Source organism: Bacillus cereus group sp. N12 (genome assembly GCF_016483575.1).
Classification (GTDB): Bacteria; Bacillota; Bacilli; order Bacillales; family Bacillaceae_G; genus Bacillus_A; species Bacillus_A toyonensis.
In genome coordinates, this window is the sequence record NZ_JAEHBO010000069.1 from 1 (window position 1) to 22,054 (window position 22,054).

Below are 22,054 nucleotides of genomic sequence, written 5' to 3' on the forward strand. Positions count from 1 at the left end.
CTTTTTAACTATCGGTCTTCTATCAGGCGTACAAGTAAACTGGGCCGAAATTGTTACGAAAGCAAAGGTGCATGCTAACATATTTCATTTACGACATTGGAATACAGACGTGTCACCGTATAAATGGCAAGAAACGTTTCGTCACTTAATTCGTTTAGTTGAGGATAAAAAATTACGTTTTATGACAGTACATTCTACGTATGACTTAGCGGATGTGAAAACTGCGGTTGCCGTTGTGCATTCTGCTGAAAAAACAAAGGGAAAAGTATTTTTAACGAGTTACAAAAAAAATCCCCTCAAAGCATAAGCTTCGAGGGGGAGCCTGTTTTTTTATTTACTTATATACGTACAGCTGTACCACTTACAGCAACCATTAACATGCCATCACGAACAACTTCATAATCTACGTCAATACCAACGATAGCGTTCGCACCTTTTTGTTTTGCAAGTTCTTTCATTTCATCCATTGCGATATCACGAGCTTCTTTTAGCTTGCTTTCATAAGAACCAGCACGACCACCGACAACATCACGAACAGAAGCGAATAAATCGCGGACAATATTTGCACCCATAATAGCTTCACCATTTACAATATCGATATACTCAATAATTTCTTTACCTTGAATTCCAGACGTTGTTGTTACAATCATGACTGACACTCTCCTAATAACTTATAGTTTTTTGATTAGCTTTCTTATGTCTTTATTATGACATGGAACAAACAACTAATCTATTGAATTACCTTACAGGAATGTGACAGTTTTGTAAGAATGAAACGCGCATTATGTTTCATTTTAATAAAGCACTTTAATATTTGGATACATAAACGATTCTTTATTTTCTTTCCAGTCCTTTTCTACTTCTTTGAAAGTTGGTCGTCCTAATTTTTCATTGTTCTCATGTTTACGAAACCATTTCTTCACATACTTCTCTCCATTTTTATTTTGAACCGTACAAAGGAAACTATTACTACTATCCTTTAATATTTTTACAATCACGAAACGACACCCTTCCCTTTTAAATAACAGAATAGAACTTGATCTTTTACTATAAGCCCTTCCTCTCTTATAGTCATACGACTCCTCGGCCGCGCCAAAGTTGTAAGATCAAAAACGATATTCACTATGTCCACATTTTTCATAATTGATATATGAAGTACATATTATTTAAAGAAATCAGAGTTATAGGCATTATGCTTATCAAATATTTTATAGATTTCTAACTTATCATCTAACTTTGCATCTACTAAAATTAATATATTTCCATCGTAAATATATTCTTCATACTTTTTAGCATGTTCTTCTGGAATTCCTAAGCCGATAAATGCTCCTATTAAACTTCCAGCTCCTCCGCCAATACCGGCTCCTCCAATAGCTGCTGCGATTGGTCCTGCTGCTACAATTGGACCCATTCCAGAAATGGCAAGTATACCAAGACCTGTTAATAAACCACCTAGTCCCCCTGCTACTCCTCCTGCTACAAGCCCTGTCGCTGAAAAGATATCTGCTTTATGTGCAGTTTCGCTATTCACTTTTTCACCCGACTTTTCTTCCAGATGTTCAATTTCCTTTTGATCTTTCGCAATAGCTGAAATGTTATCTGCTGAGTATCCTTTATCATTTAATTCATTAATAACGAGTGCCGCATCATCAATTGTTCTAAAAACACCTACTATTTTTCTATCTACATTCATAACTATTAACCTCCTAAATTTTTATATACATATACGCCCTTTTATTTTTATATAATGCATCTTTATCCTTCTTCATTTCTGTATACACTAATCTTCTTATTAACATAACCATTTACGAAAAAAGCGAATAGTAACAGTATTACAAGCGAACTACTTAACAAGTAAATTAAATCAAACGTAATATCAATCATCATTTCATTCATGTATACCAGGCTCCTTTTTATTTAAATTAAAAGTATATTTTGATAGACTAATCTACTAAACATAGACATCTTACAATTCATCTTCAGTCAATCTCTTTGTAGTATATGTATACCCTTCCTAACCTTTTCTAAACGTAAAAAACTATACTTATATTTTTTCTTATTTATATGTTTAACATTTTTTAAAACGGGTATGTTTATATTGTTATGCTTACTATATGGAAAGGAATATTGCAATGAACGCCATTCACTCTACTACTATTTCTTATAATGAAACGCCTACAATAACTCAGATTCATCATTTTTACGCTTTAATGACAACATTTCAAACGAACTTGTTTATAAGTAAACACGGAACACTTACTTCTATTAAAAACTTAAGCACATTAGTATCCTTTTTCCTTACGGTAAAAAAGAGAGAGCTTGTATTATTTATTTTTGAAGGAATAGATGCAAAAAGAGCTTTAAGAACACTCTTCCCTTCTTAGAATGTTTGTTATCCTCTATTCCCTCGTTTACTACCTTTCATATATGTTTTTATATTTCAAAATGATTTCCTCTATTAAAAAAGAACCCCCTAATACAATAGGGGGATTTCTAGTTTGGCCTTATGAAAACTGATATAATATATATTACGTTTTTCATTCTTTAAAATAGAAAAGTTTTAATAACCTTGAAGGTAGGAATTTTTAATGAACTCGAAAGCAAAATTTAGTATTCGCTACAAAATTATGGCTGGTTATTTAGTTATCATTTTGTTCTTACTTGTTTCTTTCATTATGTTAAACAATGAGATTTCCAGCTTACAAAAATCTCGCAATTTTATTATTGATCACGATTTTAAAGTTCTCAATTTAACGAATCAAGTGGAGAAAGAGTTACTAACAATTGAAAATAAAGCGAAAGGGTTTATCATTTCTAATAACCCTACTTACGTGCAATCCCTTAACTCTGCGGAAAAGGATTACGAAAAACATTTTCAAGACCTTTTTTCTTTATTAGAGGATAACCCCTCTCAGCAAGAAAAATTAAAACAGATTAACGAAAACATTACTAGTTGGATTAATAAAGAGATTCACTCACTCATTACAAATAATAATAGTAATAATGTACAAACAATCGACACGACTCAAATTCAGTCATTACAGTCGCAGCTAACTAACTTCCGGAGCACTGAGGAGCAACTAACGAAAAAAAGAGCTGCACAATTAGATATTGAAAATAATAAATTAGAGATTTGGTTATACAGTTTATTGTTCTTACTTTCTTGTATTTCCATTATCGTTTCACTCTATATTTCGAATTCCATTACAAAAACGATTAAAAATGTAATTCAAGCTATTACATCAATTTCTTCTAAAGAAAAAATTACGGAAAGAATTCATGTAAATACACATGATGAAATAAAAGATCTTGCTCATACAACAAATCACCTACTAGATGAAATATCGAAAAGAGAGTGGTTACAAACTGAGCTTGCAGAATTAATTTTAATGTATCAAGGTGTATCTTCTATTGAGATGTTAGGTAAAAAAATTCTTAGTGGAATTATACAAAAAACGCAAACTTCTTGCGGTGCATTTTATGTACGTGAAGAATATGAAGAAACTGTCTACTATGTGAAAAAAGCTTCTTTCGCCGATCAAGGTACTGATATTGGAAAACAATCTATTAAAATGGGTGAAGGTTTCATTGGACAGTCTGCCTTAGAAAAGAAAAGTTTTATTCTCAGGGACATACCAGAAGATTTTCGTTACGTTACTACTGGCTTATTAGAAATACGTCCTAAAAATCTACTAGTCATCCCTATCTTATTTGAGGATGAAGTGATTGCAGTAATGGAGTTAGTAAGTGTAACTGAGATTTCAGACTTACATCAAGATTTAATTCAACAAACTATTGATAATCTAGGTTTAACAATCCATAGCATTATAGGACGTATGCGAATTCAAACTCTTTTACATGAATCACAAGCAATGACAGAAGAGTTACAAGTTCAATCAGAAGAATTACAAACGCAAGCGGAAGAACTACAAATGCAAGCGGAAGAATTACGAACAACGAATGAACAATTAGAGTCTAGAACTGAAGAAGCTGAGCAGAAGACAGCTGACTTACAAATTACCAAATCAGAATTAGAAGAAAAAGCAAGCGAGTTGTTACGCAGCTCAAAATACAAATCAGAGTTCCTAGCAAATATGTCACATGAATTACGCACACCGTTAAATAGTATTTTACTATTATCTGAAATGTTAAGAGAAAATCATGATAATCATTTATCGGATGATGAAATTGAACTAGCAACTGTCATTCATTCATCAGGGAAAGACTTACTTACTTTAATTAATGACATACTAGATTTATCTAAAGTAGAAGCAGGCAAACTAGACATCATTTTTGAAGCAACGAACATAAGTGACATGGCAGCCAATATGCATCAAAACTTTTTACATATAGCTGCAAAAAAAAATGTCGAATTTACTATTGAAGACAGTGACACGATTCCAGATTTGTTTTATACAGATGCAAAACGGATTGAACAAATTATTAAAAACTTACTATCCAATGCATTTAAATTCACGGAAAAAGGATCCGTTTCTTTACATTTCGATTCAATAGAAACAAACAATTTAAGTCATGATATGCAGTCTATAAGTAAAGATTGGATTACAATTTCAGTAAAAGATACTGGTATTGGTATCGCTAAAGAACAGCATCAACTTATTTTCGAAGCCTTTCAACAGGCAGATGGAGCAACAATTAGGAAATATGGTGGTACAGGCTTAGGGTTATCTATTTGTAAAGAGTTTGCTAGATTGTTAGGTGGTTGGATTACATTAGAGAGTAATGTAGGAGAAGGTAGTACTTTCACGGTATATATTCCTAACCTTCCAAATGGCTTAAATGAAATCCAAGTATCCAATTTAGAAGTCGCAGCAACGATAGAAGATGTTATTCCTGCTGAAGTTATTGAGGAAACTATCGTTACTACCGAAACAAATAACGTCTTCCAAGAGAAAACCATTTTAATTGTCGATGATGATCATCGAAATATATTTGCGTTACAAAATGCATTAAAAAAACAAAATGCCAACATTATTACTGCCCAAAACGGCATAGAGTGTTTAAAAATACTAAAAAGCAATACAAATATTGACCTTATTTTAATGGATATTATGATGCCGAATATGGACGGTTATGAAACGATGGAAAATATCCGAATGAATTTAGGGTTAAATGAAATACCTATTATCGCATTAACTGCTAAAGCAATGCCAAATGATAAGGAAAAATGTTTATCTGCTGGCGCTTCAGATTATATAAGTAAACCATTAAATCTACATCAACTCTATTCGGTAATGAGTGTATGGTTAATAAAATAAGTGAGGTTTAGTTGGAGTGGAAAATAAGTATTATAATTTTGATCCATCAGTAGATACGGATGAGCGCACGAACTTAGAAATTGAATTACTATTGGAAGCGGTATTTAAACTATCAGGATTTGATTTTCGTCAATATGCTCGCACATCTATTTATAGAAGGATTTGTAATCGAATGCAGCTCTCTAATATCCCAACCATTTCAAAATTAATTGAAAAAGTAATTCACGAGGAAGGGGTTTTAGAACAGTTATTAAATGATTTCTCGATTAATGTAACTGAGATGTTCCGTAACCCTGCCTTTTTTAAAGCGCTTAGAGAGCATGTTATTCCTGAATTAAAAAAGCATCCTGAAATTAGAATTTGGCATGCTGGATGCGCAACTGGTGAAGAAGTATTATCAATGTCCATCTTACTTCGCGAAGAAGGATTAAGTGAAAAGTCGGTTATTTACGCAACAGATATGAATACAAATGTGTTAGAAAAAGCAAAACAAGGCATCCTCCCGTTAAATAAAATGCAAACTTACACGAAAAACTATTTACAAGCTGGCGGTACACAAGCATTTTCTAACTATTATTCGACGGATAGTCGTTTTGCTTATTTCAATCCATCACTTTTACAAAACATTATTTTTGCACAGCATAATTTAGTAACCGATCAATCTTTTAACGAATTTCATATTATACTTTGTCGTAACGTTTTAATTTACTTTACAAGTAAACTTCAAAACCAAGTACAGCAACTATTTTATGAAAGTTTAAGTCACAATGGATTCCTATGTTTAGGAAATAAAGAAACTCTTCGTTTTTCAAATATAATGCCGCATTATACCCAATTTAATCCTAGTGAACAAATTTATCAAAAAATACAATAAAAAGCGTATGAAATCCTCTGTTTGGATTTCATACGCTTTTTATTTCGCATTCGTTTTTATCATAATGAGACACATATCATCTGATTGTGTTTTCTTCTGTTCTTCCTTATAAAACCCTTCTATCTCTTCTTCTAAATCTCCCCATTTTCTTTCTGTAAAAGCACGTAATTTCTCTTCAGACTCAAATTCATCATTTGCAATTGCTTCAAGAACACCATCTGTAAATAATACTATTTGAGCGTTCTTCTCAAAAGGTATAACTGTCTTTTCAACTTTTATTTCATCAAAAAATCCTACCGCACAACTCCCGCGATTTAGTTCCACTACATTCGCTTCATCAACTAGCACGTATCCAGAAGGATGTCCTGCATTTACATATTCAATTGTTCTCTTTTCTGTATCCACTACTAAATATATCGCTGTAAAATAATATGGGATATTGTCATTGTCATTATGTAAAAGAGTCATATATTTATTTAAGTCTTTAATGACGAGTTCTGGATCAATTAAACATTTAATCGATTCACGTAATACAGACGAGATAAACATACAAACTAATGAAGCAGATATACCATGTCCCATGACATCTAATAATATAATACCGTAGCGATTTTCATCGATTTTATACCAATAATACATATCTCCAGCTAGTTTGAATGACGGTAAGTAACTTGCTTCAATTTTTATATGATTTTCTCTTAATGGGCTACTTAATAAGTTTCTTTGTACTTGTGTAGCTAAATCTAGTTCATTCCGAAGATTTTCTTCTTGTTCTTTATGCCAATTTAATTCCGATTTCAAGCGTAACGCTACACGCATACGCGCTAATAGTTCAACTTTATTTATAGGTTTCGTAATATAATCCATTGCCCCCATATCAAGAGCTTCGGCTAATTTATTTGCATCCTCTAAAGCTGTAACAAAAATAATAGGGATATCTTTAAACTTCTCCTCTTTTTGTAATCGCCTACAAACTTCAAGTCCATCAATTTCAGGCATCATAATATCTAATAGTATTAAGTCAATTTCATTATGCCTGGAAGAATCTTTTCCAAACTGTATGTATTCGAAGAGCTCTTGTGCAGAATTGAGCGATACAAGATCATGATATCCGGCTTGTTTTAAAATTTTCTCAATTACAAATATGTTAACCGGATTATCATCAACAATTAAAATGGACACAAGTTATTTCCCCTTTTCTTATTTAAAATGTAAATCTATTATCATTTTCTATTTTTCTAGTATTACATACTCAGTTACAAAATGAAAATTTCGTACTCAAACATATTTATACAACAAAAGAACAAACCCCTAGAAATAGGAATTTGTTCTTTCACTCTATAAATTTCTACTTTTAATTTAACACCATGGCTTTATCATTTAAAAGACGATCTAATTCTTCCATATGATTTGTTTCATCTGCAATCATATCTTCTAGTTTTACAACTAACTCTGTCATATTTAATTTCGCTGCCTGTTCTTTTCTCGCTTCATAACGCTTAATTGTTTCATATTCTGATTGTCTAGCGGATTCTAACATTTCTCGAACATCTTCCACTTGTTTCACTGGTAAAGGGATCGTAGTAGGTGTACCACCTAGCGTCTTAATTTTTTCCGCTAAATATAGGGCATGTCCTTGTTCATCGCTAATTTCAGATTCAAAGAAAGGTTTTAACACTTGTCTATATATACCAGAAACTGTAGCAGCATTATGGTTATACATAATAATCGCCGAGTATTCTCCTGCTAAATCTTCATTCAATCCTTCTATTAGTTCTTTCACATCGTGTGACATTTTAATATCTCCTCCTATACTTAATAACTACCCCTTTTCTCATGTTTTAAACATCATTATTTTAAATTTTTATGTATCTAAAAACGCGGCTTGCTTCAATTTACTTATCGCTTGTCTTTTAATACGAGAAACGTGCATTTGTGAAATACCTAACCGTTCCCCTGTATCTTTTTGATTTAAATTTTCTCCAAATATATAATGAATAACACTCTTTTCTGTCTCATTTAATACGTTAAAAATATCCTCTAAAACGAGACGCCTTTCTGTCTGTTCATATCCTTGCTCTACTTCACCTACAGATTCAATTCTCGCTACCGAACTTCCATCAGATGCATTTTCGACTACATCATCTAAGGAAGATACTCGATAATTATTTTTCGCATCCATAATTTCTAGCACTTCCTCTTCCGATAGCCCTAAATGATTTGCGATTTCTATAATCTTTGGTGAACGTTGCAGGTGATCTGTTAACTCCTCTATCGCAAGTTTAATTTTCCCGCCCAAATCTTTAATTCGCCTTGGAACGTGAATGCCCCAAGTTTTATCACGTAAATACTTCTTTATTTCTCCTACTATCGTAGGTATTGCAAACGGCTCAAAAGCATTCCCTATCGAATAATCATACCTTCTTATTGCGCCTAAGAGCCCTAACATCCCTACTTGTATAATATCCTCATGCATTGGCCCGCCTTTTGAATAGCGATATGCAATGGAATATACGAGATTTTTATAATGCTCAACTAACCTTTCCTGTGCTTCACCACATTGGTTTTGTTGAAATTCTGCAATTAGCTTAATAACATCGTCTTTAGTAAGATTCGTAGGTTGAGATTGGATTTCCATCATTCTCCACCTGCTCTCTTTGTATATATTTTGTCATTAAAACCGTCATGCCCTCATCATGCATGATTTGTATATCATCCATTAACGTATTGATTAAATATAAACCTAAACCATTTTCCGGCAAATGTTCTACTGGTTTACTAATATCATACGGACCAACTTTCCTTTTTAAGTTATTAAAATCAAAGCTAACCCCATTATCAGCAACCATAATTTCTAATCGATCTTCATATAGCCCAAAGACAATTGCAATTTCTCCAACGTCTTCTTTGTATGCATGTTGTACAATATTTGTACATGCTTCACTAATAGCAATTTTCATATCTTCTATATCGTCATAAGCAAAGCCCATTCGGTTCGCAACACCAGCCATCGTTAAACGAATAATAGCCACATATTCTGCTTTTGCAGGAATTTTCATTTCTATCTTTTCAAATTTCTCCATCATCCCTAGTCACCTTCTTTCTACTTTTTCAAAATCGGAATTCAAATTTAATATTTCTGTTAGTCCTGTAATATCAAATAATCTTTTTAGTCTTTTAGATACACCAATAAACTCTAGTTTGCCATCATTTTTCTTAACTGCTTTTAATAAAGCTATAAAAACACCTAAACCGGTACTATCCATATAATCTACGTTATGAAAATCTACTACAATATGAACTTCTTTTTCGCTTGCAATAGGCATCATCTTATTTTTTAAATCTGATGCCGTATATGCATCAATCTCACCATTAAGTTGTACCGTATAACCTACATCATTTTGCAAAATATTTATTGCCAAATTCATCATTTCCGCCCCCTTATCTCAAACTACTACTATGTTAATTACCCATAAAAATTAATTTTAAACATATTTTTTTATTTTCATTATAAATAAATTTTCTACACCTTTCTCGGCTTAACACTTAAAAAATACTACTAAATGTTTAAACCTTATAAATTTGTGTATGTATAATGTATAAACATTATTTTTAGGGGGATCTATCTATGGAAGAGCACAACTTTAAAAAGGGAGATTTCGTTCAATTTTCTTATCGACACGATCATGCTACAAAATTAGTTGGTTCCATTATTAACATACTGACGAATACAATTGTAGTTGATATAGGTAATAGTGAGGACTTATCTCATATAGAACCAAGGCAGGTCGTAAGGATAAATAATTGTGAAAAAGTAACGATGGTTTAATACATAATAGAAAGTGTAATTTCAAAGAGTGGGGGTTCTTCATCCCCCACTCTTTCCTATGCAGATTACATAAAAAAAGCATCCAAATTATTTTAATTGGATGCTTTTTTATGTATATTTATCACTCTTTTAACTTTATAGTTATATATAATAAACTTAAGATTTTTATTCATTATCATACTTACGCTTTCCGTAGCATTCTAGAGAAGAATGTAACGATTAAAATAAAGACGATTGCACCTAATAACGCTGGAAGAACAAAAATGCCTCCCCATTCAGGACCCCAATGACCAAATAACGCACTACCTACCCAAGATCCGATTAATCCAGCAATTACATTACCAACTATACCTAAAGGAAAGTCTTTTCCTGTAATCATTCCAGCTAACGCACCAATAAGTCCACCTACAATACACGTAATAATAAGTCCCACAATTAAACCTCCTATATTGTTTTTATATTTGATTTATCAAGCTTTGGTATGTAACCAAAGCTTGATAAACATGTATTATTCTTTATTATCCAATCCATCACTTATCTTTTGTTTCACTTTTCCGACTTTTTCTTTTATCGTTCCCTTGGTCTTCTCCCACTTCCCTTCATTTTTCAACTCTCTATCTTCTGTAACTTCACCAATTCCTTCTTTTACTTGTCCCTTTTTCTTTTCAACTTTACCCGTAATTTGTTCTTTTAGCCCGCTCTCACTCATATTTCCAATCTCCTTTTCGTAATAGATTTATAGATTTATAGATTTATAGATTTATAGATTTAAAGGATACAAATTTAAAGAGAATATGTGCATCTTCTTTCTTGTAGCCATTCACCGACTCTTTCTAAATCCTTAACGAATAACAAGATTTTTCCTTCATCCAGCTTTTCTTCATAAAAGTTAGCTTCTTCCTCATTAAGTCCTAACTCTTGCATCTTATTTCTTAACTGATCTCCCGTTTTTTGAAAGACATTAATAATGCTTGTCCCAAGTCCCTCCTCTTTTATTCCAATTGTATTCACGTCTGCATTATCTGCGATTCTATCTGTCCTTTCTTTCTCATGTGTTAATACGTAAATATCTTTTTGGTCTATTCCTTTCTTCACGAGATCATTCGCCGCATTCATGACCTCTTTCTCCGTAATAAATTCATATACAAAAGGTTTACTATACTTCGTTTCCATCTTTAACTTCCTCCTTTAAAATGAATTATTTGTTATATTATATGTAGTACACCCATTTTCCCAATGTTAAACATAAAATATGAAAAAAGTTATGTGAATTTTGATTTTAATAGAAAATGAACAACATCATTTACCACTTTAAAACATCTTCTCCTTACAATAGCTATGTAAATTAACTGAAAATTGTTATAATTAAACTTAAGGAGGGATACTATGAAAAAAATCATATCTATATGCGCTCTAACCGCTCTATCTTTCACTTTAATAGGCTGTACAAACACCTCTGCTACAGATAAAACTTCGCAGGCTAAGCAAGAACATACACAAAATACATTTCAATCAAATTCCGCTAATATTACCGACATTGAAATACTAAAAACAACAAATAATACTATTTCCAAATCTCAAACAGACAATGAAGAAATGATAAAACCTATCGTTTCGGCAGTTCAAAATGGAACCTCGAAAACAATTACATTAGATCAAAAAAAGAAACAATCGGCACATTCTACTATAACCGTTACATATAAAGATGACTCAAAAGAAGAGTTTTTTGTCTGGGTTGATAATAAGGAGCAAATTACAATCGCTAAAGATGAGAAGAAAGGTACAGTAGAAGCTGTGACATTAAACATGAAACACTCTAAAATGATGAAAAATTTCTTTAAAAATGACAAAACGTAAAAAGGATCTCCTTTAAGGGGGGGATCCTTCTTCTCTTTATACAATTTGCTTTATACAAGCAAACAAAATACATACTATTGTTATGCTCCTTATCATCCGAAGAAGAAATATTAATTATATATTATGGAGACGGTTATTTACTCTTTAATTATATGACTATTGTTAATATTGATTTGCTAAATCGTGCTGTCCTATGTACCGATGATGACACTAAATTTTTTTATATAGTTGATGTTAAGTAAAGGAAGTAGCTTTACATCCTACTTCCTTCGCTTAACCATTTCCATATTTAGACTTTTATAAAATCTATTTAAGGTCTAATTTTGCTAAATCATGTTGTAAAACATTATTTCCTTCTTGTGGATTAAATACGATTGCACTAAGACCAAAAACATTCGTAACAACATCTCTATCATTTGGATGAATTATTCTTACTTCGTAAGCAAAAAGTCCTGGAGGAAGAGCTGCCGAACGAAAAGTAACATATTGATTAGGTGCTAATGTTCGTGTAGAAGGATCTACTAATGGTAACAATACAGGAGAACCAGATGACCAATCAAACATTTCAACAGTTACTCTATGAGTATCATCTGGATCAACATTCATAGCATCAACAGTAAGAAATAAAGTAGCAGAATGTCTACGTAATACACCCGTTGATAACGTTTCATTGTAATTTTTACAACATTTTTTAGAAGAATAACCATAGCCATAACTCATATCAATTTCCCCCTTTCATTTACAATTAAGGACAAGCATTCCTTATAATATATAATGCTATTATTATTTTATTGAAAGGTATAATAGCGGAATTTCATCTATATTTTCTAATATTTAAGTTTACGTTTGTTCACTCGTATTGAAAATAAAGTGAAACTTTAATCAGTGGGGGTTTTGTTCATCCCCCACTGATTATTAGCCTTCACCAATCGGGCGTTTACGGGCAGCCCGACCCCCACCTAACTTCTTTGCTTCCGCTGAATTTTGAGGTGGGGGTCTTACTGCTCGGCAAATAGCGGGATAAATTTTATATCATTCTTGTCCATGAACTAGTTCCTAAAAGGTCCCTTTTCTACAATAAAAAAAGAGCTGTCCATAAGTCGGTTTCACCAACTTATGAGACAGCTCCTCTTCACTTCACCTTATTTTATCGATGAATCCAAACTGCACCTGCAGACTTGTCTTCTGCTTGGCCTACTACTTCAAACTTTAATCCTAGTTTCGGCAACTTACGTCCTGCATCTGGAATCACGCTGTTGATATACTGCTTAGAATCATCAAATTTCGCAACACCTGGTAATCCTTTATAGTCAAAGATACCGCGAGTTGGCGAATCTACTCTCCATGCTGGTGTTTGATCGAATGAGAATGCAGCATCAGCAATTTGATAACGCGTACTGCTCTTCACAGTCGGTTGTCCATTTAATGTCCCTACGATTGCCTCTGGATGAGAATCTACTACTCCTAAGAATCCTTCACCTGGATGAACCCCTACCCAGTTATCTGTAAAGCTTTGATCCGCATACCATACAACCATTCCTGTATTAAATACTGGACCACGCGCATGCTGTAAAGCCGTGTCAGAACCAGCGTAATTTCTCCACTCTACATAGTAGTTATGCTTCTTCTGTTCAAATCCGTTAGACACCGTAAATCCTTTTAGTGTCATTGCTGGTTGGCCTTCTGCATCATCTGAGAAAACAACTTTTCCGTTTACAGTTAATGCAGCATTATCTAATGCAAATCCTTTATAAGCTACTGCGATATCTGTTAAATACTCAAATTGCAGTTTTACTTTTTTCCCTTTGAATTGGCTTAAATCGTATGATTTATCAACCCACTTACCATCAGTTGTATCCACGCCGCCTTTTACATCTTTTTCGCCCATTCTATCAATGCGTGTCTTCGTTCCATCTTCTGCAATCGCATATACGTCAAGGAAATCATACTTCGCTTCCAGTTCGTAGAATGCCTTATAATCAAACTTAGCATCCGTTGCATTTGTTAAGTCAAATACTGGTGTCTCAAGTGTTGTATGAATGTCATTTCCTTTTGTGCTGTAGTAAAACTTCTTACCAAATGCCGATTCGATATTTTTAATATCTTTGTCCGGTAAGTTAACACGAACGATTCCTGGTCGTTTTGATTTTGTAACACTTTGATCTAAATATGTTGCAACACCGACTCCCGTGCGAAGTTTATCGTAATCTACCTCAACGATATTCGCCCAATTGCCCTTCATATTCTTTTGGAAAAACTCTTTATTTTGTGGTGAGAAACTTGTTGGCTCTGTTCCCGCAATTTTTCCAGCCCAGCTACCGCCACTCATAATAGACCAAGACTCAACAGGTTCACCTTGCCCTGAGTACTTCGTATCGTACTCATCTGGTAATCCTAAATCATGACCATACTCATGCGCAAACACACCAACCGCTCCATCTTCAGGCTCGATTGTATAATCGTATGCAGCCATCTTTCCGCCCCAATTTGAAACAGAAGATTTTGTGCCATCAATCGCATATGGTTTTGATCCAAGTTTTGAACGATGAGACCAAATTGCATCATCTTTCAATTTACCGCCGCCAGCTTCTTGACCAACACCAGCATGTACAACCATTAAATGATCAATAATGCCATCTGGCTCGTTTTTATTTCCATCACCATCTTGATCGTATTGATCAAATTGATCATAGTCTGCTAAATTGATCCCTTTTGCTACCGCTGCTTTTAATGCTTCTTTCACAAAATCACGTGGCCCTAAAGGACCTTTGTTATCATGACCAGTTCCAGCATCCGCACCATAGTCTGAAGCTTTTCCTGGAACAGTAAGCCATTCCGTTACAGTTCCATCAACTGTGTAGCTACCACCAGATTGTTCTTCATAATATTGTTTAAATGTGTTAATCTTCGATCCATCAAATAACGTAAACGGTTCATCACCAAATAACATTTTTTGATAATGTTCACGATTGAAGTCCTTAGAATACATGTATCCTGGCTCTTGATCAATATTGTTATGCTTAAAATCGCTAAATTCTACGAGTAAAACAAGTACTTTATCTTTTCGGACAGCTCCATTGTACTCAGCTTGCTTCGCTGATGTAGTAGGTACTTTTCCATTTAATTTCCCTGGATTTAATCCTGCACCTTGTCCAGCTACTGGTCCTACATCTGGCTGCTGCGCCTGTTCATTTTCCTTCATTTTTGAATCTTTTACTTTTTTCATAAAATCAGAAGCTTCTTGCGTAAGACTATCTCCTGTCAAGACTTCTTTCCCAGAGTTTTCCCCTTTCTTGTTCTCAACATATTTTTCAACAGCCTTTGACGTCTCAGCTTGTGATGCAGATTGATCAATTACGCCCCGTTGTTTTAGCGCTTCTGCCAAACGCTCCTCCGGTATTAAATGCTCATCTATCGGTAGAGATGATGGCGCATCAGCATACGCCGCATGACTTCCAAAAGCAAAACTACTACTTAGTACTGCCGCTGTTGCTAAAACTGATAATGGTTTTAACTTCTTATCCTTTTTCAATGCATTTCCTCCCCAGTGTCTGCAAATTATCATTTTTTTGTCGATAACAACATAATATTCGTTATAATACGAATATTCAATCTTTTTCAACAACCAAAATGTTGAGAAATATTTTTTTGTGCAGGATGAAATACGTAAGATAGCAAAATACAAAGGTTCTGCTTGTTTATGTTTTTTTAATTTTGCATATAACCATAAAGTGGGATCACTTGTTCTTTCAAATTGATTGCGATGGAGTAAAATGCTTATTTACAATACTAAGGAAATACAACATACAAACAGGCTGTTATTTGTTTTAAGTACAATAGTCATACTTGCTCGATGCACTTATTTTTTGGCAATAAATAAATGATCACCATCTAAGGAATCTTATTTATATTCTAATTACCTTTTAAATTATCAGAAAATTATTGAAAAAGTTTTTTTGCTATCTATCACTCTATCACACTTAATTTCTTGCTAGTATATACATATCAATATACAAATAAATATAGTAGAAAGCGGGGAGAATTATGGTAAGTCATCTAAAAACAAAAGATATAATCACACAACTTTTAAATAATTGGTATCAAGAGATACGTGCCCAGCACCTAAAAGAAGCAAAACATTTAAAAACAGAGATTGATACACACATAAAAAGTATTAATGAAGATCCAAATTTACTATTCCATTACTCACTTCTTACTTTTCGCTTTAAAGTTTTGCTCGATCATTTAAGCATCACACCCACAAGCTTCCAGGCAATTGATTCACTGGATATACCAAAAAATGAATCGTTGTCTTATTATTATCACTTTTTCAAAGGGATTCATGCCACACTAATTTCCAACAACAATGAAGCCTGGAAATACTACGAAAAAGCCGAAACACTATTACAACATATTCATGACGATCTTGAAATAGCCGAGTTTAGCTATCGTTTTGCTAACTTCTATCTTCATACCTATCAACCTCTATTAGGAATTCAACATGTGACTAAAGCTAAAGAAATCTTCTCTAAACATAATGGCTATGAAAATAATGTTGCCGCTTGTGAGAACTTATACGGTTTAGCATGTATTGATATAAAACAATTCCCTGTAGCAGAAGAAAAATTTAATTCTGCAATAGATATTTTACGTAAAAATAATGAGGATTCCCTAATATTAAGAGTCCGCAATAATTTAGGTTTTTTATATAGTAGCCAAAACTTATCCGCTTTAGCAATTCGACACTTATCAGAAGTAACAACTAAAAATCCAGAGCATTTTAGGGCCATCTTCCTTAAAGCTAGAGAACATTTAAAGATTGGGGAACTTGAACAGTCGGCCGAGTTAATTGAACGAGGATTAGCAATTTGTGAGAAGCTAGACAATAAAGAATACCTATATCATTTCAAACTTTTAGATTGTATAAATAAAGGTGTTTCGGCTGCTATTCTCGAAGAATTATCTTTGGAAGCTATCTCATTTTTCGACACACAACAACTCTATACTTACACACAAGAATACACTGAAAAATTAGCAATCAAGTTTTACGAAGAAAGCGACACTGTAAAAGCTAGTAAATACTTTTATATTAGTCATCAAGCTAAAGAAAAAACTTTTGAAAAAGGAGCGTTAAAATAATGAAAAAACTTTTTGGAACGATTTTAGGTTTATCACTTTCAGTTGCACTATCTATTGGATTAGCATTCCCTTCACAATCAGATTCTAAGAAACAAGTTGATTCGACTAAATCTAGTACAATTATGTACATGCAATCCAGCCACGGTGACTCCTGGTAATACAAAGAGTTTTTTATCTGTTACCATCATTAATTAAGAAAAGGGCACTCCCTCAATGGAGTGCCCTTTTCCTAATTAATAGACAACATATAGCAGACTACTTATTAACTTCAGCCCATTTAACCTTGAACTCCGCACCGAAATCATTTGCGCAACACGTTCGAAAATATAAATCTATGATGTTAGAAACAGACTAATCGATCTGTTCTTGTTGTTTCAATTTCATACTAAAAAGGAATGTGTTGTATCATGTTGAAAACATAATTTATAACCAAATCGATTTACTTTCATTTACTTTTAAATAAAGATTAAAGAGAGCTTTTAAATCCATCTTTATTCTAAAGCTACAAACGAGCATACATTATGCTCGTTTTTCAATTGGTAGTTTAAATGTAAAAGTACTGCCTTCCCCTAATTTACTTTCAACGGTAATTTCTCCTCCGTGTAGTTCGACAATCCATTTTACCATCGACAATCCTAAACCTGTGTTTCCAATATTTGAAGATGTTCGCGCTGCATCAACTCGATAGAAGCGTTCCCATATTTTCGTAATATGTTGCTCGCTGATGCCTATGCCATTATCGGAGACTTTACCTATTATGTTCGTTCCATCACGGCACAGTTGTATATTCACACTACCATTCTCTTTACCATAAGCAATCGCATTCGTTAATAAATTCATTAACAAACGCATCATCAATGTTTGGTCTGCTTTCATAAACAGGTCTTCCTCTATATTGGTTGTTATATCAATCGAAGCTTCTTGAACCATTAATGAAAGTTCTTCTACAACGATTTCCGTTAATTCACTCATATTGATACATTCAAATTGAAAAGTATCATGCTTTCCTTGGTCAACTCTTGCTAATAATAACAGTTGCGAGATTAACGAGGACATTTTACGCGATTGTCTTAAAATTACTTCTAACGATTCTTCCATTTCTTTCGGATTATGCTTCTGCGATAAAGCGTATTCGCATTGCGAAATAATAACAGATGTTGGTGTTCTTAATTCATGAGATGCGTCAGATGTAAATTGTTTTTCACTTTCAAATGATGTCTCCAACCGCACAAACATTTTGTCAAAGGTTTGTGCTAAATGATACATTTCGTCTTTCGATGAACCTTGTAAGTTAATCCTCTTCGAAAGGTCTTTACCATCACCAATTTCACTCGCTGAATCACTCATTTGTTTCACAGGTCGAAACGCTCTTTTCGTAATAAAATAGCCGCCCACTGCCGCAATGAGAATAAGTAATGGAAAGGTAATGAGTGTTACCAAAACAATCGTACTCATCGTTGATGACAATTGATTCATGGTCATGATTCCACGAACCCAGACTTGCTCATCCCCGCCCGCATGATAGAGAAAATCATATACGATCCATTCTTTATTACCATTTTTAATGATTTGTATTTCATCGGATTTAAGCAATCCCTTTTTATTAAAGCCGGCCGGATTATGTCCTGCCAGTAGCTCACCTTGCTTACTATAAATGAGTATATTTACTCCATCTTCTAAAGTTTCAAATTCATCGTCAATCTTTAACTGTCCATGCTTATATTTAATATCTTCAATGCTATCTTTCACCGTGCTCTTTAATTGATTTTTCATATTAAAAAGCACAACTTTATCTGAAGAAGTTAAAATAAAAGCTAACACGAGTGCCATAATAATTACAACTAACCCCGTATACCACAGGGTTACTTTCATTTTTATTGATAGTTTTTTCATGATTCTACTCGCAATACGTAACCAGTGCCTCGCACCGTATGAATTAACTTCGTTTCAAACTGGCTATCAATTTTTTTACGAAGGTATCGAACGTAAACATCAATAATATTTGAGCCACCTTCATAGTCGTAATTCCACACATGTTGCTCAATTTTATCTCGTGTCAACACAACTTCTTTATTACGAATCATATATTCTAAAATAGCAAATTCTTTACTGGAAAGATTAATAACCTGGTCTCCCCTTGTTACTTTATGCATATTGCAATCCACCACTAGATCCGCAATTTCAAACACATTAGAGGTATTCCCTGTTTTTCTTCGCATCAACACTCGAATTCTTGCTAATAGTTCATCAAAAGCAAATGGCTTTACTAAATAATCATCCGCACCTAAGTCGAGTCCTTTTACGCGATCATCAATTGTATCTTTAGCTGTAAGAAGCAAGACAGGAGTTGTATTATTGTCTGCGCGTAATCTTTGTAACACTTGTAACCCATCTATTCCGGGAATCATAATATCAAGCACAATCAAATCGTAAGTAGCCATGCTTATATAATCCAAGGCATCTGCTCCATTCCCACATCCATCGACACTATAATATTCTGCATGTAATCGTTTTACTAATATATTTTGTAAGTCTTGTTCATCTTCGACAATAAGAACTCGCATTAGCATCCTCCTTTTTTCTTATTATATATATCACTATAGTTCCAAAACATTAAAGAAAGATTAGAAACGATTTAATTATATCATTTTATTTTTTGGCACATTAATCTTCCTTTAATGTTTGTTCAGTAATATAAAGGCAAGGATCAGGTGCTCAATTAAAGGGAGGCAAACATAATGAGAAACTGGATGATAATTGGAGCCATGTCTTTTTTATTCTTAACAGCTTGTTCTATTCAAACTGATAAAGATACAGAAGTACAACAACTGAAAATAGAAAACGATACGTCACAAAAAGAAAGTGCTCAACTACAACAAGAACCAAACAAAACAGGGCCTGCTACGAATGATACTACGCAAACACAAGATTTCAAAAACGAAGTCTCATCTATTGTAGAAAAGGCAAATAATACGAAACCAGTTGGAGCAAAAGAAGAGAACTTAAATACGTACTTAGCAGCAAAAAAAGAAATTGACCAATTAGATGACAAAATAGATCTATCTGATAATCAGCTAGAAGCAGATTATCGCGCTGGAACGATAACTGTTGAACAATATCAAACACAAGAAAGAGTACAAGATATACTTGAAGATCAATTAGAGCAAGCAGAAAATGCACTTGAAGCAAGATTTGGAATAGATGATTAATCATTAAGGAGTGAATGAAAATGTTAAAACATAAAAAGAAAATAATGATAAGTGTAATTGCTACTTTAGTAATTGGTATCGCTATTGTTGGTGGATATTTTGGTATGGGTTACAATTATGCAAAAAAGAATGACAACTACACAGAAAAACAAGTTCGTGAAATTGCTTTAGCACAAACAAATGGAGAAATTATTCATGTGAAAAAAGAATTTGAATTAGAAGATGACAACTTAACACAATCTCAATTCGAATATGAAGTGGAAATCAAGACACCTGATAATCTATTAAATGTTTTAAAAATTAGTGCTAGAACAGGCACAATAGAAATCGATCACGAAGATTAAAAAATATAATTAAGCAACGTGAATTCCATATTTTTAGGAACTCACATGATGGCATTCATGTTAAAAAACAAAAAAACTCTAACTAATTCGTCATGGCGATTTAGTTAGAGTTTTTTTGTTTGAAGTATTCACGAGTATCTACCCTTATCTTTTCAGGTAAAACAATATCAAGTTCTTTATCTAACCATGCAAGAGTCTTTTTACGAAGAAACTCACGCATATGTTCTTCTGCTTCAAGCATTACTAAGTTAATTGTACAAGAAGAATTGCTAGGTTCACAAGAATTGCAAGCCTCGGCCTCGTCTCGATATAGTAGACCATTCTGTACAATATTTTTACATTGAAAAATAGGTTTTGGACCTTCGACAGCTTCTATTACATCCCAAAAAGAAACATCTTCTGGAGACTTAGCTAACCTATACCCGCCCTTTACACCTGGGACAGAATTTACAATGCCAGCTTTAGATAATTTACCGAAAACTTTTGAAAGAAATGTTTCAGAAAGCCCTTGGAACTCTGCCAAATCTTTTATTCCGACACTTTCCTTGGAAGGAGTGTTAATTAAATAAACTAGGCAATGCAAGGCATATTCAACCCCAACACTATACTGCATATACAAATCACCTGCTTTTTATTTTAAGGGTTATCAAATTGTATCTTAGGACCATTTAGAATTTTAGTCAAATAAAAAAAGGCTCTTTTCGAATAGTATGTATTTCGTTTGACAAAAATAATTTCAGAGCTTATATTAAAGACAAAATTAATCGACGATTAACTTTGTCGACAATTAAAACATAAAAACTTTTAAAAAGGGGAAATACAAATGAAAAAAACACTTATCATAAACGCACATCCAAAAGTGGATGATACATCATCAGTCAGCATTAAAGTTCTTAACCATTTTTTAGTATCTTATAAAGAATTAATTCCTAATAATGAACCGATTGAACAAATTAATTTATACGATGATATAGTACCAATGATAGATAAAACTGTTTTAAGTGCATGGGAAAAGCAAGGAAATGGACAAAAGTTAACTGATGAAGAACAAAAAGTAACAGAGCGTATGTCCGAAATTTTACAACAATTTAAAAGTGCAAATACGTATGTTATCGTATTACCTTTGCACAATTTTAATATTCCATCAAAGTTAAAAGATTACATGGACAATATCATGATTGCACGTGAAACATTTAAATATACTGAAACTGGATCAGTGGGACTACTTAAAGATGGAAGAAGAATGCTTGTTATACAAGCAAGTGGAGGAATCTATACAAATGATGATTGGTATACAGAAGTGGAATACTCTCATAAATATTTAAAAGCAATGTTTAATTTCTTTGGTATTGAAGATTATCAAATCGTTCGTGCACAAGGAACAGCAGTACTAGATCCAAATGAAGTATTACAAAATGTGTATAAAGAAATTGAAGAAGCAGCTTCTAGATTGGCTAACAAATAAAATTTTTCACTGGAAGAATGATGATTATAAATAAAGATCCCCTCCACCTTAAGGCAGA

27 protein-coding genes and 2 pseudogenes are annotated in these 22,054 nt (G+C 33.3%); 12 read left to right on the top strand and 17 right to left on the bottom strand.

Annotation, left to right across the window (positions count from 1 at the left end; genetic code table 11):
- A pseudogene (locus JDS92_RS23395) lies at positions 1-307 on the top strand (alcohol dehydrogenase); the annotation flags it as partial.
- Between the two features lie 31 nt (positions 308-338).
- Here the strand turns inward: JDS92_RS23395 and JDS92_RS23400 are convergent.
- The 4 genes from JDS92_RS23400 to JDS92_RS23415 form a co-directional block, all read right to left on the bottom strand.
- Positions 339-650: a YbjQ family protein gene (locus JDS92_RS23400; RefSeq protein ID WP_000637510.1), complete on the bottom strand. Its 312-nt coding sequence runs from the start codon at positions 648-650 to the stop codon at positions 339-341.
- Between the two features lie 144 nt (positions 651-794).
- Complete coding sequence (locus JDS92_RS23405) at positions 795-998, bottom strand: DUF4028 family protein (protein ID WP_199632590.1); 204 nt, start codon at positions 996-998, stop codon at positions 795-797.
- Between the two features lie 164 nt (positions 999-1,162).
- Positions 1,163-1,693, bottom strand: a complete 531-nt coding sequence (locus JDS92_RS23410) for a general stress protein (RefSeq protein WP_001100089.1) — start codon at positions 1,691-1,693, stop codon at positions 1,163-1,165.
- Between the two features lie 62 nt (positions 1,694-1,755).
- Positions 1,756-1,896 carry a hypothetical protein gene (locus tag JDS92_RS23415; RefSeq protein WP_001004563.1) on the bottom strand — a complete coding sequence of 47 codons (141 nt, stop codon included), beginning with the start codon at positions 1,894-1,896 and terminating at the stop codon, positions 1,756-1,758.
- Between the two features lie 236 nt (positions 1,897-2,132).
- Between JDS92_RS23415 and JDS92_RS23420 the strand changes: the two genes are divergently transcribed.
- From JDS92_RS23420 to JDS92_RS23430, 3 genes are all read left to right on the top strand, one after another.
- Complete coding sequence (locus JDS92_RS23420) at positions 2,133-2,384, top strand: hypothetical protein (RefSeq protein WP_000991353.1); 252 nt, start codon at positions 2,133-2,135, stop codon at positions 2,382-2,384.
- A 204-nt stretch (positions 2,385-2,588) separates the two neighbouring features.
- Positions 2,589-5,279 carry an ATP-binding protein gene (locus JDS92_RS23425; RefSeq protein ID WP_097958784.1) on the top strand — a complete coding sequence of 897 codons (2,691 nt, stop codon included), beginning with the start codon at positions 2,589-2,591 and terminating at the stop codon, positions 5,277-5,279.
- Between the two features lie 16 nt (positions 5,280-5,295).
- Positions 5,296-6,153 carry a CheR family methyltransferase gene (locus JDS92_RS23430; RefSeq protein ID WP_173781586.1) on the top strand — a complete coding sequence of 286 codons (858 nt, stop codon included), beginning with the start codon at positions 5,296-5,298 and terminating at the stop codon, positions 6,151-6,153.
- A 39-nt stretch (positions 6,154-6,192) separates the two neighbouring features.
- Here JDS92_RS23430 and JDS92_RS23435 read toward each other — a convergent pair whose 3' ends face one another.
- The 5 genes from JDS92_RS23435 to rsbV form a co-directional block, all read right to left on the bottom strand.
- Positions 6,193-7,335: a fused response regulator/phosphatase gene (locus tag JDS92_RS23435; protein WP_199632591.1), complete on the bottom strand. Its 1,143-nt coding sequence runs from the start codon at positions 7,333-7,335 to the stop codon at positions 6,193-6,195.
- Between the two features lie 172 nt (positions 7,336-7,507).
- On the bottom strand, positions 7,508-7,948 hold the full coding sequence (locus JDS92_RS23440; protein WP_087970780.1) for a ferritin-like domain-containing protein: 441 nt from the start codon (positions 7,946-7,948) through the stop codon (positions 7,508-7,510).
- Positions 7,949-8,017: 69 nt separating this feature from the next.
- Positions 8,018-8,794 (bottom strand): RNA polymerase sigma factor SigB, encoded by a 777-nt coding sequence (gene sigB / locus JDS92_RS23445; protein ID WP_087970781.1) that lies wholly within the window; start codon positions 8,792-8,794, stop codon positions 8,018-8,020.
- On the bottom strand, positions 8,757-9,239 hold the full coding sequence (gene rsbW / locus JDS92_RS23450) for an anti-sigma B factor RsbW (protein WP_199632592.1): 483 nt from the start codon (positions 9,237-9,239) through the stop codon (positions 8,757-8,759). Before rsbW ends, sigB begins: the two co-directional genes overlap by 38 nt.
- Before the next feature lie 6 nt (positions 9,240-9,245).
- Entirely contained in the window at positions 9,246-9,584 is a 339-nt protein-coding gene (gene rsbV, locus JDS92_RS23455) for an anti sigma b factor antagonist RsbV (protein ID WP_002038093.1), read from the bottom strand.
- 197 nt (positions 9,585-9,781) lie between these two features.
- Here rsbV and JDS92_RS23460 point away from each other — a divergent pair, with 197 nt between their 5' ends.
- Complete coding sequence (locus tag JDS92_RS23460) at positions 9,782-9,982, top strand: hypothetical protein (protein ID WP_000391008.1); 201 nt, start codon at positions 9,782-9,784, stop codon at positions 9,980-9,982.
- A 181-nt stretch (positions 9,983-10,163) separates the two neighbouring features.
- Here the strand turns inward: JDS92_RS23460 and JDS92_RS23465 are convergent, their stop codons facing one another.
- The 3 genes from JDS92_RS23465 to JDS92_RS23475 all read right to left on the bottom strand — a co-directional run bounded on the left by JDS92_RS23465 (position 10,164) and on the right by JDS92_RS23475 (position 11,155).
- On the bottom strand, positions 10,164-10,415 hold the full coding sequence (locus tag JDS92_RS23465; RefSeq protein ID WP_000522903.1) for a GlsB/YeaQ/YmgE family stress response membrane protein: 252 nt from the start codon (positions 10,413-10,415) through the stop codon (positions 10,164-10,166).
- 75 nt (positions 10,416-10,490) lie between these two features.
- Entirely contained in the window at positions 10,491-10,691 is a 201-nt protein-coding gene (locus JDS92_RS23470) for a CsbD family protein (RefSeq protein WP_000004263.1), read from the bottom strand.
- A 74-nt stretch (positions 10,692-10,765) separates the two neighbouring features.
- On the bottom strand, positions 10,766-11,155 hold the full coding sequence (locus JDS92_RS23475; protein WP_000448810.1) for a YflT domain-containing protein: 390 nt from the start codon (positions 11,153-11,155) through the stop codon (positions 10,766-10,768).
- Positions 11,156-11,368: 213 nt separating this feature from the next.
- On the opposite strand from JDS92_RS23475, the gene JDS92_RS23480 reads away from it, so the two are divergent.
- Both JDS92_RS23480 and JDS92_RS31045 read left to right on the top strand, forming a co-directional pair.
- Entirely contained in the window at positions 11,369-11,839 is a 471-nt protein-coding gene (locus JDS92_RS23480) for a hypothetical protein (RefSeq protein ID WP_199632593.1), read from the top strand.
- 74 nt (positions 11,840-11,913) lie between these two features.
- Positions 11,914-12,081: pseudogene (locus tag JDS92_RS31045) on the top strand (YolD-like family protein); the annotation flags it as partial.
- Positions 12,082-12,145: 64 nt separating this feature from the next.
- On the opposite strand, the gene JDS92_RS23485 reads toward JDS92_RS31045, so the two are convergent.
- Positions 12,146-12,559 (bottom strand): BtaA family protein, encoded by a 414-nt coding sequence (locus JDS92_RS23485; RefSeq protein WP_000120220.1) that lies wholly within the window; start codon positions 12,557-12,559, stop codon positions 12,146-12,148.
- 427 nt (positions 12,560-12,986) lie between these two features.
- The gene (locus tag JDS92_RS23490; RefSeq protein ID WP_199632594.1) at positions 12,987-15,371 is read right to left on the bottom strand and encodes an immune inhibitor A domain-containing protein; all 2,385 of its coding nucleotides are present in this window, start codon (positions 15,369-15,371) and stop codon (positions 12,987-12,989) included.
- A 512-nt stretch (positions 15,372-15,883) separates the two neighbouring features.
- Between JDS92_RS23490 and JDS92_RS23495 the strand changes: the two genes are divergently transcribed.
- The gene (locus tag JDS92_RS23495) at positions 15,884-16,978 is read left to right on the top strand and encodes a response regulator aspartate phosphatase (RefSeq protein ID WP_097958776.1); all 1,095 of its coding nucleotides are present in this window, start codon (positions 15,884-15,886) and stop codon (positions 16,976-16,978) included.
- Entirely contained in the window at positions 16,978-17,136 is a 159-nt protein-coding gene (locus tag JDS92_RS23500) for a hypothetical protein (RefSeq protein WP_000732343.1), read from the top strand. Before JDS92_RS23495 ends, JDS92_RS23500 begins: the two co-directional genes overlap by 1 nt.
- A 361-nt stretch (positions 17,137-17,497) precedes the next feature.
- On the opposite strand, the gene JDS92_RS23505 is transcribed toward JDS92_RS23500, so the two are convergent.
- Together JDS92_RS23505 and JDS92_RS23510 are read right to left on the bottom strand one after the other, a co-directional pair.
- Complete coding sequence (locus JDS92_RS23505) at positions 17,498-18,871, bottom strand: sensor histidine kinase (RefSeq protein ID WP_097958775.1); 1,374 nt, start codon at positions 18,869-18,871, stop codon at positions 17,498-17,500.
- Positions 18,868-19,542, bottom strand: a complete 675-nt coding sequence (locus tag JDS92_RS23510) for a response regulator transcription factor (protein WP_199632595.1) — start codon at positions 19,540-19,542, stop codon at positions 18,868-18,870. Before JDS92_RS23510 ends, JDS92_RS23505 begins: the two co-directional genes overlap by 4 nt.
- Before the next feature lie 174 nt (positions 19,543-19,716).
- Between JDS92_RS23510 and JDS92_RS23515 the strand changes: the two genes are divergently transcribed.
- Together JDS92_RS23515 and JDS92_RS23520 are read left to right on the top strand one after the other, a co-directional pair.
- A complete protein-coding gene (locus tag JDS92_RS23515; RefSeq protein WP_199632596.1) occupies positions 19,717-20,187 on the top strand; it encodes a hypothetical protein in 471 nt (156 codons plus the stop codon).
- Positions 20,188-20,207: 20 nt separating this feature from the next.
- On the top strand, positions 20,208-20,531 hold the full coding sequence (locus tag JDS92_RS23520; RefSeq protein WP_000912146.1) for a PepSY domain-containing protein: 324 nt from the start codon (positions 20,208-20,210) through the stop codon (positions 20,529-20,531).
- Positions 20,532-20,631: 100 nt separating this feature from the next.
- Here JDS92_RS23520 and JDS92_RS23525 read toward each other — a convergent pair whose 3' ends face one another.
- A complete protein-coding gene (locus tag JDS92_RS23525) occupies positions 20,632-21,144 on the bottom strand; it encodes an RrF2 family transcriptional regulator (protein WP_001200345.1) in 513 nt (170 codons plus the stop codon).
- A gap of 210 nt (positions 21,145-21,354) precedes the next feature.
- Between JDS92_RS23525 and JDS92_RS23530 the strand changes: the two genes are divergently transcribed.
- On the top strand, positions 21,355-21,996 hold the full coding sequence (locus JDS92_RS23530) for an FMN-dependent NADH-azoreductase (RefSeq protein WP_199632597.1): 642 nt from the start codon (positions 21,355-21,357) through the stop codon (positions 21,994-21,996).
- Positions 21,997-22,054: the final 58 nt, after the last annotated feature.

Excerpts from the sequence above, each read along its gene's own strand:
- JDS92_RS23400 (WP_000637510.1), bottom strand. The coding sequence starts at position 650 with ATGATTGTAACAACAACGTCTGGAATTCAAGGTAAAGAAATTATTGAG.
- JDS92_RS23440 (WP_087970780.1), bottom strand. The coding sequence starts at position 7,948 with ATGTCACACGATGTGAAAGAACTAATAGAAGGATTGAATGAAGATTTA.
- JDS92_RS23500 (WP_000732343.1), top strand. The coding sequence starts at position 16,978 with ATGAAAAAACTTTTTGGAACGATTTTAGGTTTATCACTTTCAGTTGCA.
- JDS92_RS23415 (WP_001004563.1), bottom strand. The coding sequence starts at position 1,896 with ATGAATGAAATGATGATTGATATTACGTTTGATTTAATTTACTTGTTA.
- JDS92_RS23530 (WP_199632597.1), top strand. The coding sequence starts at position 21,355 with ATGAAAAAAACACTTATCATAAACGCACATCCAAAAGTGGATGATACA.
- JDS92_RS23425 (WP_097958784.1), top strand. The coding sequence starts at position 2,589 with ATGAACTCGAAAGCAAAATTTAGTATTCGCTACAAAATTATGGCTGGT.
- JDS92_RS23475 (WP_000448810.1), bottom strand. The coding sequence starts at position 11,155 with ATGGAAACGAAGTATAGTAAACCTTTTGTATATGAATTTATTACGGAG.
- JDS92_RS23495 (WP_097958776.1), top strand. The coding sequence starts at position 15,884 with ATGGTAAGTCATCTAAAAACAAAAGATATAATCACACAACTTTTAAAT.
- JDS92_RS23485 (WP_000120220.1), bottom strand. The coding sequence starts at position 12,559 with ATGAGTTATGGCTATGGTTATTCTTCTAAAAAATGTTGTAAAAATTAC.
- JDS92_RS23505 (WP_097958775.1), bottom strand. The coding sequence starts at position 18,871 with ATGAAAAAACTATCAATAAAAATGAAAGTAACCCTGTGGTATACGGGG.
- rsbV (WP_002038093.1), bottom strand. The coding sequence starts at position 9,584 with ATGATGAATTTGGCAATAAATATTTTGCAAAATGATGTAGGTTATACG.
- JDS92_RS23525 (WP_001200345.1), bottom strand. The coding sequence starts at position 21,144 with ATGCAGTATAGTGTTGGGGTTGAATATGCCTTGCATTGCCTAGTTTAT.
- rsbW (WP_199632592.1), bottom strand. The coding sequence starts at position 9,239 with ATGATGGAGAAATTTGAAAAGATAGAAATGAAAATTCCTGCAAAAGCA.
- JDS92_RS23460 (WP_000391008.1), top strand. The coding sequence starts at position 9,782 with ATGGAAGAGCACAACTTTAAAAAGGGAGATTTCGTTCAATTTTCTTAT.
- JDS92_RS23410 (WP_001100089.1), bottom strand. The coding sequence starts at position 1,693 with ATGAATGTAGATAGAAAAATAGTAGGTGTTTTTAGAACAATTGATGAT.
- sigB (WP_087970781.1), bottom strand. The coding sequence starts at position 8,794 with ATGATGGAAATCCAATCTCAACCTACGAATCTTACTAAAGACGATGTT.
- JDS92_RS23420 (WP_000991353.1), top strand. The coding sequence starts at position 2,133 with ATGAACGCCATTCACTCTACTACTATTTCTTATAATGAAACGCCTACA.
- JDS92_RS23510 (WP_199632595.1), bottom strand. The coding sequence starts at position 19,542 with ATGCGAGTTCTTATTGTCGAAGATGAACAAGACTTACAAAATATATTA.
- JDS92_RS23480 (WP_199632593.1), top strand. The coding sequence starts at position 11,369 with ATGAAAAAAATCATATCTATATGCGCTCTAACCGCTCTATCTTTCACT.
- JDS92_RS23520 (WP_000912146.1), top strand. The coding sequence starts at position 20,208 with ATGTTAAAACATAAAAAGAAAATAATGATAAGTGTAATTGCTACTTTA.
- JDS92_RS23515 (WP_199632596.1), top strand. The coding sequence starts at position 19,717 with ATGAGAAACTGGATGATAATTGGAGCCATGTCTTTTTTATTCTTAACA.
- JDS92_RS23470 (WP_000004263.1), bottom strand. The coding sequence starts at position 10,691 with ATGAGTGAGAGCGGGCTAAAAGAACAAATTACGGGTAAAGTTGAAAAG.